Origin of the sequence: uncultured Nostoc sp., from assembly GCF_964247315.1 — a bacterium.
In the GTDB taxonomy this organism is placed as follows: Bacteria; Cyanobacteriota; Cyanobacteriia; order Cyanobacteriales; family Nostocaceae; genus Nostoc.
The window spans coordinates 71,265-84,031 of the sequence record NZ_CAXTTT010000004.1 but is presented as its reverse complement, the minus strand read 5'-3'; the positions used below and the strand labels follow the sequence as shown (position 1 = coordinate 84,031).

12 protein-coding genes and 1 CRISPR repeat array (1 of these 13 only partly in view) are annotated in these 12,767 nt (G+C 42.2%); of the genes, 8 read left to right on the top strand and 4 right to left on the bottom strand.

The features are described from left to right. Positions 1 to 74 precede the first annotated feature (74 nt). The 3 genes from ACFE93_RS02510 to ACFE93_RS02500 all read left to right on the top strand — a co-directional run bounded on the left by ACFE93_RS02510 (position 75) and on the right by ACFE93_RS02500 (position 4,741). Positions 75 to 1,760, top strand: coding sequence for a M14 family metallopeptidase (locus ACFE93_RS02510; protein WP_375471868.1), 1,686 nt, complete (start codon positions 75 to 77; stop codon positions 1,758 to 1,760). A gap of 5 nt (positions 1,761 to 1,765) precedes the next feature. Then, the gene (locus ACFE93_RS02505) at positions 1,766 to 2,140 is read left to right on the top strand and encodes a GNAT family N-acetyltransferase (RefSeq protein WP_375471867.1); all 375 of its coding nucleotides are present in this window, start codon (positions 1,766 to 1,768) and stop codon (positions 2,138 to 2,140) included. 867 nt (positions 2,141 to 3,007) lie between these two features. Continuing rightward, positions 3,008 to 4,741, top strand: a complete 1,734-nt coding sequence (locus ACFE93_RS02500; RefSeq protein ID WP_375471866.1) for a fasciclin domain-containing protein — start codon at positions 3,008 to 3,010, stop codon at positions 4,739 to 4,741. Between the two features lie 58 nt (positions 4,742 to 4,799). Here ACFE93_RS02500 and ACFE93_RS02495 read toward each other — a convergent pair whose 3' ends face one another. Beyond that, positions 4,800 to 5,465 (bottom strand): class I SAM-dependent methyltransferase, encoded by a 666-nt coding sequence (locus tag ACFE93_RS02495; RefSeq protein ID WP_375471865.1) that lies wholly within the window; start codon positions 5,463 to 5,465, stop codon positions 4,800 to 4,802. A gap of 67 nt (positions 5,466 to 5,532) precedes the next feature. Between ACFE93_RS02495 and ACFE93_RS02490 the strand changes: the two genes are divergently transcribed. From ACFE93_RS02490 to ACFE93_RS02480, 3 genes are all read left to right on the top strand, one after another. After that, positions 5,533 to 5,940, top strand: a complete 408-nt coding sequence (locus tag ACFE93_RS02490; protein ID WP_375471899.1) for a hypothetical protein — start codon at positions 5,533 to 5,535, stop codon at positions 5,938 to 5,940. A 148-nt stretch (positions 5,941 to 6,088) separates the two neighbouring features. Then, positions 6,089 to 6,862, top strand: a complete 774-nt coding sequence (locus ACFE93_RS02485) for a hypothetical protein (RefSeq protein WP_375471864.1) — start codon at positions 6,089 to 6,091, stop codon at positions 6,860 to 6,862. A gap of 163 nt (positions 6,863 to 7,025) precedes the next feature. After that, positions 7,026 to 7,346, top strand: coding sequence for a hypothetical protein (locus ACFE93_RS02480; protein ID WP_375471863.1), 321 nt, complete (start codon positions 7,026 to 7,028; stop codon positions 7,344 to 7,346). Between the two features lie 323 nt (positions 7,347 to 7,669). Here the strand turns inward: ACFE93_RS02480 and ACFE93_RS02475 are convergent, their stop codons facing one another. The 3 genes from ACFE93_RS02475 to ACFE93_RS02465 form a co-directional block, all read right to left on the bottom strand. Beyond that, positions 7,670 to 8,554, bottom strand: coding sequence for a hypothetical protein (locus ACFE93_RS02475; RefSeq protein ID WP_375471862.1), 885 nt, complete (start codon positions 8,552 to 8,554; stop codon positions 7,670 to 7,672). A 70-nt stretch (positions 8,555 to 8,624) separates the two neighbouring features. Then, positions 8,625 to 9,215 (bottom strand): DUF1517 domain-containing protein, encoded by a 591-nt coding sequence (locus tag ACFE93_RS02470; protein WP_375471898.1) that lies wholly within the window; start codon positions 9,213 to 9,215, stop codon positions 8,625 to 8,627. Positions 9,216 to 9,291: 76 nt separating this feature from the next. Then, complete coding sequence (locus ACFE93_RS02465) at positions 9,292 to 10,854, bottom strand: pentapeptide repeat-containing protein (protein ID WP_375471897.1); 1,563 nt, start codon at positions 10,852 to 10,854, stop codon at positions 9,292 to 9,294. Positions 10,855 to 10,924: 70 nt separating this feature from the next. On the opposite strand from ACFE93_RS02465, the gene ACFE93_RS02460 reads away from it, so the two are divergent. Both ACFE93_RS02460 and ACFE93_RS02455 read left to right on the top strand, forming a co-directional pair. After that, positions 10,925 to 11,761 carry a prephenate/arogenate dehydrogenase gene (locus tag ACFE93_RS02460; RefSeq protein WP_375471896.1) on the top strand — a complete coding sequence of 279 codons (837 nt, stop codon included), beginning with the start codon at positions 10,925 to 10,927 and terminating at the stop codon, positions 11,759 to 11,761. 207 nt (positions 11,762 to 11,968) lie between these two features. Further along, entirely contained in the window at positions 11,969 to 12,265 is a 297-nt protein-coding gene (locus tag ACFE93_RS02455) for a hypothetical protein (RefSeq protein ID WP_375471861.1), read from the top strand. Between the two features lie 397 nt (positions 12,266 to 12,662). Beyond that, a CRISPR array of direct repeats spans positions 12,663 to 12,767; the repeat unit is 36 nt; unit sequence ATTGCAATTCATTAAAATCCCTATTAGGGATTGAAA; it runs 1,233 nt beyond the window's last position.

Below are 12,767 nucleotides of genomic sequence, written 5' to 3'. Positions count from 1 at the left end.
AATTTGTAATTCGTAATGAAGCTTGCAAACTCGCTACCGCTGCATTAAAGTAATTCCTAATGGGAAGGTTGATTATGCCAGATGTTCGGTTTGATAAATACTATCGTTATGAAGATTTAACACGCATTCTACACAGTTATGCAAAGGAATTTTCCCAACTAGTACGCATAGAAAGTATTGGCAAGAGTTACGAAAAACGTGATATCTGGCTATTGACAGTAACCAACTTTGCCACTGGCGCACATCAAGAAAAACCTGCCCTCTGGGTTGATGGCAACATTCACGCCACTGAACTAGCACCATCAAGTGTTTGTCTATATCTCTTGCAAACATTAGTTACAGCTTACGGTACTCACTCAGAAATTACCCGTTGTTTAGATACCCGCACCTTTTACATTTGCCCCCGTGTCAATCCTGATGGTGCTGAGTTGGCATTGGCTGACAAACCAAAATTTATTCGCTCCGGTACTCGTCCTTATCCCCATGATGACGAAGGCAACAATGGGTTAGTGATGGAAGATATCGATGGCGATGGTCGGATTTTACTGATGCGAATCCCCGATGCTAATGGGGCTTGGAAAGTCTGTCCTACTGAACCTCGCCTGCTGGTGCGGCGCGAACCAACAGAAATCGGTGGTCAGTATTATCGCGTACTACCAGAAGGAAAGATAGAAAATTATGACGGAGTTGAGATTAAAATTCAGCGTTCTAAGGAAGGGCTAGATTTAAACCGAAATTTTCCATTTTTGTGGCGGCAAGAATCTGAGCAATCGGGGGCTGGCCCCTATCCTACATCTGAAACAGAAGTGCGATCGCTAGTTCAATTTATCACTACACATTCTAATATTACAGGAGCGATCGCCTTTCATACCTTTAGCGGTGTTCTCATCCGTCCCTACACCCACCTCAATGATGACGAATTCCCCGTCAATGACCTTCGCACTTATCAACGCATTGGTGCTAAAGGTACTGAACTCACCCAATACCCAGCCATCTCCGCCTTTCATGATTTTCGCTATGACCCCAAAGACGCAATTACAGGTACATTTGACGATTGGGCTTATGAATACCAAGGTCTATTTGCCTGGACAGTAGAAGTCTGGAGTCCGCAGCGCCAAGCTGGAATTAATGATTACAAATACATCGATTGGCAGCGAGAACACCCTGTAGAAGATGACCTGAAGTTGCTGCGCTGGAGCGATGAAAAACTTGTAGGTAAGGGCTACGTAGATTGGTATCCCTTCGAGCATCCCCAACTCGGACAGATTGAATTAGGTGGCTGGGATACCATGTACGCTTGGACAAATCCACCCCCTGAGTTTCTGGAGAAAGAAATAGCCCTCTTCCCAGAATGGCTGGTCTGGCATCTATTAATATCTCCTCGTTTAGAGATTTATGAAGCCAGTGTTCACAACTTGGGTGATGATACTTATCGAGTGCGATTGGTCGTGCATAATACAGGCTGGTTGCCCACCAACGTCACCCAAAAAGCTATAGAAAAAAAGCTGGTGCGAGGCTGTATCTGTGAAATTGAACTACCTCCTGGGGGAACTTTAGTAACGGGTAAGCTCCGTGAAGAGTTAGGTCAATTAGAGGGACGAGCCTATAAGCCTTCAACTCCCATTAGGCGGCACAGCGATCCTACCAAGGATCGGGCAAAGGTGGAATGGGTGGTGCGTGTGCCTCAAGAGAGTACAGTTAAACTGCTAGCCAGTCATGAACGCGCTGGAGTTGTTCGCACTGAATTGACATTTCCATAATTTTGATGTTTGAAATTGTCAAAAATTACCCTAATACAGGTTTGTCGAAACCGATAATTACCGTTCGCCTAATTACAGGCGACGAACTTCCCCAACTTTTGGCTTTATATAACCACCTAAATCCCGTCGATGCACCTTTACCGACTGATGATGTTTTACAATCTATCTGGAATGGGATTTTACGCGATCCTCGTTTGTATTACATTGTACCTGATGTTGATAACCAGTTAGTAGCAATATGTAGTTTAACCATTGTTTCCAACTTGACACGTGGCGCAAGTCCATACGGCATTATTGAAAATGTTGTCACCTATCCCGATTATCGACAACAGGGATTGGGTACACAGGCTCTACATTATGTCTTAGCTTTAGCATGGTAGCAACATTGCTATAAAGTGATGCTTCTGAGTGGCTCAAAACGCGAGAAGACGTTGCAGTTCTATGAAAAAGCAGGGTTTAAGCGTTGACTAAAAACCGGATTCGTTGCCTTACTTCCAGAAGAGTTGTGAGCAAGGTTGATACTGATTAAACATCTTCTAAAAACCCTAGTTTATCTTTGGGTTCATTTCCATAAAATTGTCTTTTGGAAAAAAATAATTCTTAGGCGAAAATCTTGGCGCAATCAGGCTCGAAATTTTTGATTGCGATCGCTAATTTCCAGTTTAGTATTTAAAAATTTACCATCAAGGACAACTATCTAAAGAGTGAAAGTTTTTCTTCAAAATCCAGCCCTGAGTTAGTTGTATAAGCTCAACAAAAGATTAACAATACACCATATCGCCAAGATTGATTTTATTTCTTAAATATTGCTAAAGATTATGATACATTGAGTTTGACGGCATTAACCCTCGTCGGCAATTATAAAGAGACGGCTATTAAAGCCAATTAATTTACTGCTTGACTGCAATTTTAGAACTGAATAAAATCGCCTACTTGCATTAATTCTCTTTATTGTTGCAAAATATTATATTACCACAGGAGCCATGCTTATTTTTAGTGTGCTCTGGGGTTCTTTAAAAAAAATAGGAATTCGATACTATGTGTGGTGCACATGAGGATAAACGTTATGAGATATCAAAGCAGCTACTCATAATGTTCAACGTTTTAATTTTCCAGAGCTAACAGGTTTCATTTCTGGTTTTCATGTCGAGGCGAACCAAATAATCATCTAGATGTTTGTATTCACTTAGCCTTGCATCCAGTATTTTCCAATCGTCAACTCAAGAAATTGAAAAGAGGATATTTCCATGTCTAGTTTGTTTCGTTGGTCATCAGCAAAGGTTACTTTGCTAGTTCTGGGAATGACAGCTGCTACAATAACTCCCATCGTAATTTCTGCCCCAGCTTCATCTCAAACTCCTGTTCCATCTACAACACCATCACCTGACACATCATCACCTGCAACACCATCACCTGAGACACCATCGCCTGTAACACCATCACCTGCGACACCATCGCCTACTTCAACAGTTAACCTGTCTGATGTTTCCTCAGATTATTGGGCGCGTCCCTTCATTCAAGCCCTAGCTGAGAATAACGTGATTAGTGGCTTTCCTGATGGCACTTATAGACCAAATCAGCCTGTAACTCGTGCTGAATTTGCTGCCTTGATTCAAAAAGCTTTCAGTAACCAAAACCGAGTTCGGCAATTAAGTGCAGGTGGATTTAGTGATGTTCCTGCTAACTACTGGGCAGCTGCTGCAATTCAAAGCGCCTACGAAACTGGATTTTTGGCAGGCTATCCTGGGAACGTCTTTAGACCAAATCAAGAAATTCCTAGAGTGCAAGGGATCGTTGCTTTAAGTAGTGGCTTAGGTTTAACTGGTGGCGATACAAGTACTCTCACTACTTACTACAACGATGCCTCAGCTATCCCAGAGTATGCTGTTGGCAGTGTGGCAGCAGCGACAGTGGGTAATCTTGTTGTCAACTACCCGGATGTAAAACAACTCAATCCCCAACAGTCTTTGACTCGTGCTGAAGCAGCAGCACTTTTATATCAAGCTTTAGTTAAAACAGGACGGGCACAACCTATTGCTAGCAATCTTCCAGCTAGTCAGTATGTTGTAGCTGGAACTCCTGTGAGTACTGATATTGTTTCTCTGGCTGCATCCAGTAGTTCTTTTACAACTCTGACTTCTTTATTAAAGACAGCCGGTCTAGCAGATATTCTTCAACAGCCAGGCCCTTATACAGTCTTCGCTCCAACCAATGACGCATTTGCTGCTTTGCCTGCTGCTACCTTACAACAGTTAGAGCAACCAGAGAATAAAGAAGCGTTAGTTAAGATTTTGAGATATCATGTGGTTCCCGGTGCGGTAACTGCTAGTCAACTCTCGGCTGGAAAATTGACAACCGATGAAGGAAAACCTGTAAATATTAAAATCGATTCCGCTAGTAGTCAAGTTTCGGTGAATGATGCCAGAGTTCTCCAGGCGGACGTGAAAGCTAGCAATGGTATTATCCATGCAATTAACCAAGTCCTAATTCCGCCTGATGTTAACATCAGTAAGTTAAATCAGCCACCAACAGGAAGTACAACACCTGATGTTAACGTAGGTAGAAGTACTCGTGGTGGCAGAAGCTATATCGGAGTTGGTGGTAACATTGGTTTGAGCGGCGATGATACAGCTCTAAGCGACACTAATTTTACAGTAATCAGCAAACTTGGTCTGACAAACAATATATCGGTGCGACCATCGGTAATCTTTGGGGACGATACAGTATTTTTAGTTCCTGTGACTTTAGATTTTTCTCCCCGTAGAGCAGGTTCAGTGGGTGAAAGAAGCTTTGCTATATCTCCTTACATCGGTGCTGGTATAGCAATTGAAGCTAATGCTGATACTGATATCGGATTACTGTTAACAGGTGGTGTAGACCTTCCGATCGGTTCTAAACTTACGCTAACAGGTGGTGTAAATGCTGCTTTTGTGGATGATACTGATGTAGGACTACAGTTAGGAATTGGCTATAATTTCTAAGTAAATAGAAGTAGAACTTGTAATAAGGGCGCACAGCTTGTTGTGCGCTCTTGCTATATTAAGGTCGCTTGATTGCTAAAGTAAGTCCATCGGCGATGGGGACAAGGGAGAGGCTAATGCGTTCGTCATGATGTAACTTCTCGTTGAGCGCCCGGATTGCTTGAGTGCTTTTATCTTGATTTTGCTCGTCAGCTACTTGTCCAGACCATAAAACATTATCAATCGCAATCAATCCACCTGGACGAACTAATTGCAGCGATCGCTCATAATATCCATCAGAATTTTCTTTATCAGCATCAATAAAGGCAAAATCAAAAGTTTCGGCTTGTCCAGTTGCCAATAACTCATCTAAAGTTTGCAAAGCTGGTGCTAATCGGAGATCGATTTTATCAGCAACTCCAGCTTCTTGCCAATACCGCCGAGCGATCGCAGTAAATTCTTCACTCACATCACAAGCGATAATCTGGCCATCAGCCGGTAGTACCAAAGCTACAGAAAGTGAGCTATAACCCGTAAACACTCCAACTTCTAGGGTTTTCTTCGCTGCAATCAACTGCACTAGAAGGCTCATAAATTGCCCTTGTTCTGGTGAAATCTGCATTCCACTCCGAGGATGGTTGGCGGTTTCTTGGCGCAACTTCCCAAGAATCTCTGGTTCTCGCAGCGAAACAGATAAAAGATAATTGTAGAGTTGTTTATCAAGACCTATAGACTGTTTTGGCATGATAGATGAGAAAATTGAGAGAAACTACAGTTATACTATCGCTGATAAGTGGAATCTTAGGCATAACTTGGTGCGGTTAGTTTTAACAACAATATTGCTGGTGCTAGTGACAGCTTGTGGCAGTATTGGACTGCTACCGACTAGTGATTTAGTGCAAAAAGCGATCGCATTTGGGCTAGAACAAACTCAACAAAAACTTAGCCACCAGTTAGATTTAGATTTTCAAGGATTTGAAATTAAGCGGTTATCAATTACCCAGGAACAACCCCTGACCATTGACAATTTACCAGCTTTTCGCGTTCGGGGAACCTACGACTTGATTGTTAAGCTGCCAAAACGGCGCTTGACACAACCAAAAAAACCCTTTGATGTTTATCTACAAATTCAGCAAGAAGGTAAAACTTGGCGATTGCTGCTTCCAGAAAAAGGTAGTAAAGATAATCAATCAATTTGGCGTAGCTATCTGATCCAATAGTGACGGAAAAAGGTTTGAATTGCCTTACTGTTTTCCCAAACTACAGGTTAAATTTTGTGTATCCTGTACCGTCATCTTCTGCAAGAATTACAAAATCGAGAACTACTAGCCATAATCGAGGTGATAGTTTCATCGGAGACAGGGTAAGATGTATATCAACTTTTTCATCGGTTCGATTATTGGAATTGTGGTTCCGGTGCTGGTGGCTTTTGGCTTACTGCAATGGTTGCACATACCTACAGGTAACTTTCTTGATTGGGTGATTGGTGGTGCTAGTTTTTGGTGGCTGTTGGTAATTGTCACCGTCCCGTGGAATGTGCATTTTCAAGCCAAAGAAGTCTTAGCAGAAGCAGCACAATCAACTGAGAAAGGCATTCCAGTTGATGAGAAACAAGTGAAGTATGTCACAGTGTTGGCAAAGCGATCGCTCTGGGTTGCCATTGCTTTACACTTGTTCTCAACTGTTGGTCTTTATACTCTTGCTGCCACTGGTATTAGTACAGTGGGATATATAAGTTCTGGTGCAGCTTTATTATTAACAATTCTGCGTCCCGCAATTCGCGCTTATGAGTATTTATATGCGCGGTTAGCGATGATTCGCCAAGAATGGAAGTATCCGCGCGAAGATATTTTTGAACTGCGCGATCGCTTCTCTATATTGGAACAAAAAATCCAGTCATTAGAAGATCAACTCAACCCAGAACAACCTTATTCATTACCAGCAACTCAACAACGTTTTGCCGAAGAAACTCGCAGAGATTTAGCTCGAATTGCGGCTAACTTGGAAGAATTACGGGCGACAAATCAAACGGAACATGAGCGTTTGGGGAGAGAAGCCAGAAATGCGATCGCGCAACTTTCCACTGACGGGCAATTTCTCGATCATGTCCGCGAAATTATTCGATTTTTTAAGACCACTTAATTATTGCTTTAATAGCTATAGCTGTAGCAGTTATCGTTTACATGAAGTACATCTCATCTTTCAACTTCACCCCCAATCCCTCTCCTTAGTAAGGAGAGGGAAGTGTTTGCTTTACTCAAATACGGGGTGAGGTTGCGACTGTATATGTTATAACTTTGTACGAATGATGATTAGTGAAGCTTACATAACTTCAGGAGTACTCACGGTGAATCAGATTCAACTGACTTTAACTATTGGTTACTTATTAATGACATGCTATTTTTTAACTAATTGGTTAATATTTTCCCTACGTCATTCTGCTTCCAATCCAGAAGATAAATTTTTATCATTTGTGATGTTTGTGGTGACAACTATCTTCTGGCCTCTGATGATTCCGATGTCTTGTTTAGAAATGGTTCAACAAAAGCGAATAGACTTTAGTAAAATGATTCCTGTTCTGTTAGCAATATTTGTATTTAGTGTTTCATATTATTTAACTGAATAATTAATAATTCCTCCTCGCAAATTGCATAGATATTAAAGAGACGTGAGTTCGATGCACAGGATTTTGACCTCACCCCCAGCCCCTCTCCTGTTAGGAGAGGGGAGCAAAAAGCCTAATTTTTCGTTGCTCCTCCCTCTCCTCTCTTCTCTACGAGAGGCTGCGCCAACGAGACGCTGCGCGAACGCAGGAGAGGGAGGCTGGGTGGGTGAGGTCTGTCGAATTCACGTTAAAAAGAAGCCGGAAGTTTGACTTGTAACCCTCCGGCTTCTTTATGTACAACTACCTTTACTTGTTAGGCAGTCTTTTATTAAACTTGAAATTTCTTAACGGCGTCTGCTGCCAAAACCAGTTGAACGGCGGGGTGCTGAACTACGCCCACTACCAAAACCACTGCCAGAATTGCGTCGGGGTGAAGTGGCTCTACCAGAGGGTCGCAATGTACTACCACCAAAACCAGAACCAGAAGGACGGCTATTACCTGTAGTACTACGCGGTGTATTGCGTATATTTGAATTTCCAGGATATGACCTTCTAATTGTCCCTGTATTGCGGAACGCAGTGCGATTTGTTACGGCTGCTGGTGGCGCATTGTAGCGAGTTTGATAGTGTTGAACTGCTTGGCCATAGCTTGTGCCATATCCACCGAAGCCACTTAATCCTTGTCCTGGATAATAGGCAGGGGGTACGTAATACTGGGGTCTAAACAACATACTACCAATTGCCTGTCCCGCCAAGCTACCAGCCACAGACCCAGCAAATGGTGCCCAGAAGTTATTTTCTCGACGGACTACAACCGTCTCTTGTTGTCCTGTTTGGGGATTGGTTTTATTCTCTGTAACGTTGTGGACATACTCAATTTTAAAATCTTCCGTCAGATATAAAATCGGTTGTCCTTTATCTACCTTCAGATAGGTTTTCTTACCCTGCTTGATTTCATCATCAGTTAACCGTGCCATTTGCAAATTTTCGGTTGCAAAAGTTGGAGGATTATTGTTAAGTAAAAACAAGCTGTATTCACCAGTTGCATCATCATAAGTAGCTTGTTGTATTTGATACTCGCCATCACTCAGCTTGGTGTTAGTAGAGGATTGGCTAACGTTCTTAGCTGGAGGAGTACTTTGGTTCTCGCCACCACAAGCAACAGTTGTGATACACAAACTCAGAGCTAAAAAAACGGCTGTAAATTTACGTACTATGGTCATGATCATTGGATTATTGTCCTATCTCTGAGCTTAACAATTTATCGATACGAGTAGTAAGTACGGACTACCCAACAGATTACAAAGGAATCAATTCTGGGTAATATTGCAACAGTTGATCGCTAGTGAGTTCATCGCCTAACTGGGCCGGCGAGAAATGTACTTGGATTGCCTTTAATCTATGTTTATAATGCAAATTTATCAATGCTTTCAATCCTTCCTTGAGCGCCTGAACGTTAGAAAGGTCAGTTTCCAAATCTGGTACTTCTCCTTCATAAGCTACTGTAATCATCACAATCACGTTACGAGTTACAGGTATAGATAAAGGTTCATTCAATCCATTGGAAGCGTAATCTGGTTCGCTGAGATATCTTTCGGCAGAGTCAGTAAATAATTCATTCACGTAATCTCCTGCCTCACCTTCATTCCAAAATACGTCACCTTCGTTGGCAGCAGAAAGCCAGTATTCATCATATTGCAGCAGGGTTTGGCTAATTTCTACTAATCCTTCTCCTAAAACTTCTAAATCGCCATCGGCATCGATCGCATCCCGTCCAGCACTATTTAATACTCCCAAAATTGGCGCAACCTCACCTCCCCCTAAATGCAGAAATAGGCGAAACACTACATAGCGGGTTCGACCAATCATTTTATTAAAAATATTGCTCATTTTTTCCTCCAAAATTTTGTTTTTTGTCATTTGTCATTTGTCATTTGTCATTAGTTAAATGCCCCATCCCGCATAACTAATGACTAATATAATGAAATCCTTTAACAAAATCTATAATAATATCTAATGAAGGTAATATATTTTTTGTTGAATCACTGGACATATCATAAGCTGAAGCATTAAGAGGAGAGCGATTAATAAATCTTTTTCCAAAGTTGGGATGGTCATAAACAATCAAAGTGTGGGCACTGGAATTCGTTAAAACTATTTGGGCTGGAGCTTTACAAAAATTTAATTTTGCGGCTACTTCGATATTTTTTTTCATCTGTTTAATTGTTGTAGCCTGATTCATAGCTTGTTCAAAAAGAGTATTTAATTGTTTGACTATATGAGGCGATTTAAAGTTTTGGTTTGCCACAACTTCACTGTTAATCATTTCCACTATACTGGAAATATTTTTTTGAGTAGATGCCGCATCTAGAAAGGGAAGAATGACAATGTAAGCTGTAGGAAATAATGCTTCGTCGCTATCTACATGAAAGGTGAAAACAGTCCGACGACGGCCACTTTCGATGCTTGGAGGTTGTTTCAGCCCGCGATATTCTTGAGCGATTTGGTAGTAAGCGCCAGCGATCGCAAAATTAGCTTCGTGTTCTAGGGCTGCATCAACAATAATCCGAATTGTTGGCGGTGTTTCGTTAAAAAAATCTCGTGACTCTTGAGAATGGAAGTTTTGCACAATGGAGCGATCGCCAGCTGGGCTAAGATCGACCCATTCACAAACCATGCCTTCGGTTTTTAAACCAAACCTGGAAGTGGCATAAAGCTTTGCTCCTGTTAAAGTTGCTCCTGTTAAGTCAGCACCGATCCATTCTGCTCTAATTAATTTTGCCTGAGTTAAATTAGCGTGGACTAAACTTGTATTTGTTAAATTGGCATTGCTTAAATCTGCGCCAATTAAATCAGCCCCGCTCAATTTTGCACCGCTCAAATCTGCCCACCGGAGATTTGCGCCGCTCAAATCTGCCCACCGGAGATTTGCACCACTCAAATCAGCCCCGCTCAAATTAGTATGGCTGAGATTGGCTTGTCTGAATTCGGCATCTCGCAAATTTGCACCGCTCAAGTCAGAACGACTCAGGTCACTGGCGTTTAAGTTAGCCATCTCCAAGTTGGCTCCTGTTAAGGAAGCACCTTTCAAGATCGTCTCACTCAAGTTAGCGTGACGGAGATTCGCTTGGCGGAGTGTCGCCTCTCGCAAATCAGCACTGGTGAGATCGGCCTCCAACAAATCAGCGCGACTGAGGTCAGCGCGAATTAACTCGGCGCGGATTAATGAGGCTCCTCTAAGTTGAGCGCGACTTAGATCGGCTCGAATCAAATTAGCGACGTTGAGACTGGCGTTGTTGAGGATGGCGCTGCATAGATTTGCGCCACTTAGTCTAGCTACATTCAGCTTGGCATTGCTCAAGTTAGCTTCACTCAGATTCGCGCCACTCAGGTTGACTATACTCAAATTAGCATCGCTCAGATTTACACCACTGAGTTTTACCCCACTCAGGTTGGCTTCTGGGAGGTCAACACCACTAAAGTTTAAGACTCCTGCTGCGTATTGTTCCAGTAATTCCTCTACAGTCATTGATGCTACCCCTTGGATGCCAACTTTAATAGTTGGTAAAGTCATAAAAAACGGAATGTCAAAATCAAAAATGAATATTGGAATTTTAGGATTGGGACTGATAGGTGGATCTTTGGGTTTTGATTTGCGATCGCAAGGACATCATATCTTAGGAGCTAGTCGCCGTGAAGCAACCTGTCAAAAGGCAGTTACCCTCGGTAGTGTTGATAAAGCATCAGTCGATCTGAGCTTGTTAGCAGCCGCAGAAGTTGTATTTATTTGTACACCTCTAGCCCTTATTGTGCCCCAATTTGAACAGTTAGTCGCTCATTTGCCTACCGCGACAGTCGTGACTGATGTGGGTTCGGCAAAAGCACAGATAGTCAAGGATATTACTCCCCTTTGGGATAATTTTATCGGCGGTCATCCAATGGCGGGAAGAACAGATAGTGGGATAGAAGCTGCACAGCGCGATTTATTTGTTGATAAACCTTATGTATTAACACCGATAACGACAACACCAACTAATGCAATTACAGTTGTAGAAGAAATTGTACGATCGCTAGGAGCTAATATCTACTATTGTCAACCAGAGCAACACGACCGCGCTGTGAGTTGGATTTCTCATTTACCGGTGATGGTCAGTTCCTCGTTGATTGCTGCTTGTTTGAGCGAAACTGACCCCGATGTTTTGCAATTAGCCCAAAAGTTAGCTAGTTCTGGTTTTCGGGATACTAGTCGTGTGGGTGGTGGGAATCCAGAGTTGGGCGTGATGATGGCGCGGTATAATCGTCAAGCATTGCTGCGATCGCTACAACAATATCGTCAAAACCTCGATGAGTTGACTAACTTAATCGAGCAAGAAAATTGGCCAGTTTTAGAAGAAAAGTTCAAATCAAGGCAACAAGCACGACCTGATTTTGTTTAATAGTTTTCGGGTGCGTTTAGCTATGGATAACGTACCCATTTTTTAATTTAGTAAGTTAATTAATAAAGTTTTTTAGCTGCTTTTTTGTCAAAACAACTCTCCACAGCTACTTAGGAATTCCAACAATAAAATCTTTAAAAATGCTACTCAACAGTTTGATAGTCACCAAACTGATGTACCATACAGATAAATTTACAAAAATCAACAATGGTAGAACGTCCAATCAAGAAATCGGAACGTCAGTCTCAAGCAAACACTGACAGCAATTCCGAAAATTCGGATTCTGTAACCCCTATTGAATCCAACCCCAAAAGCTCAAAACCGAGCCGCGATCGCTCGTCTGACAAAGGTAAAAAAGGATCATCATATAGGGATGAAAGCAGACCACCTGTGAATCCGGCACTAGCGCGTGGCCCAAAACCCGTTAAACCTCCAGCCCCCAAAGTTAAAACAGAAGAACTTGAAACAGAATCAGAATCTATCTCTGAGGAGTCTCAAGAGTAACATTATAAGTGTTGTTGTGTGTGATGTGGGAGGCTATAAGCATATAAAGACTGGATTTCTGGCTCCAAAGGCAGCGATCGCGCCCCCCATCACCATTAGGTTATTATTAGTGATCGCATCTCTCACAGAGTTCCTGTAAGTCAAATGCGCGAATGGGTAGGTGTACAAATTCCACAGCCACAAAAAAGTGCTTCTATCTCAATACCAGCAAGCATTTCACCCTACTTATCACCTAATTATCATCCGCGCAATCTCTGAAATGTTTACAAAAACTAGGGTGTCAGCCTTTAATCTTTCGCGGCACTCTTCCCAAAGGAATTCTCTAATGCTATGATTGCTCCAGAATCGCGCAACCGCACCTTGAAAACTAAATATAGCTTGGCTTTGTGGCTTCTGCATTGCAATTCATTAAAATCCCTATTAGGGATTGAAACATCGGGTAACGCTGGTGACTGTGCTTAACCTGGGGATTGCAATTCATTAAAATCCCTATTAGGGATTG

Coding starts and splice junctions, on each gene's coding strand:
- ACFE93_RS02510 (WP_375471868.1), top strand. CDS start 75: ATGCCAGATGTTCGGTTTGATAAATACTATCGTTATGAAGATTTAACA.
- ACFE93_RS02505 (WP_375471867.1), top strand. CDS start 1,766: ATGTTTGAAATTGTCAAAAATTACCCTAATACAGGTTTGTCGAAACCG.
- ACFE93_RS02500 (WP_375471866.1), top strand. CDS start 3,008: ATGTCTAGTTTGTTTCGTTGGTCATCAGCAAAGGTTACTTTGCTAGTT.
- ACFE93_RS02495 (WP_375471865.1), bottom strand. CDS start 5,465: ATGCCAAAACAGTCTATAGGTCTTGATAAACAACTCTACAATTATCTT.
- ACFE93_RS02485 (WP_375471864.1), top strand. CDS start 6,089: ATGTATATCAACTTTTTCATCGGTTCGATTATTGGAATTGTGGTTCCG.
- ACFE93_RS02480 (WP_375471863.1), top strand. CDS start 7,026: ATGATGATTAGTGAAGCTTACATAACTTCAGGAGTACTCACGGTGAAT.
- ACFE93_RS02475 (WP_375471862.1), bottom strand. CDS start 8,554: ATGATCATGACCATAGTACGTAAATTTACAGCCGTTTTTTTAGCTCTG.
- ACFE93_RS02470 (WP_375471898.1), bottom strand. CDS start 9,215: ATGAGCAATATTTTTAATAAAATGATTGGTCGAACCCGCTATGTAGTG.
- ACFE93_RS02465 (WP_375471897.1), bottom strand. CDS start 10,854: ATGACTGTAGAGGAATTACTGGAACAATACGCAGCAGGAGTCTTAAAC.
- ACFE93_RS02460 (WP_375471896.1), top strand. CDS start 10,925: ATGAATATTGGAATTTTAGGATTGGGACTGATAGGTGGATCTTTGGGT.
- ACFE93_RS02455 (WP_375471861.1), top strand. CDS start 11,969: ATGGTAGAACGTCCAATCAAGAAATCGGAACGTCAGTCTCAAGCAAAC.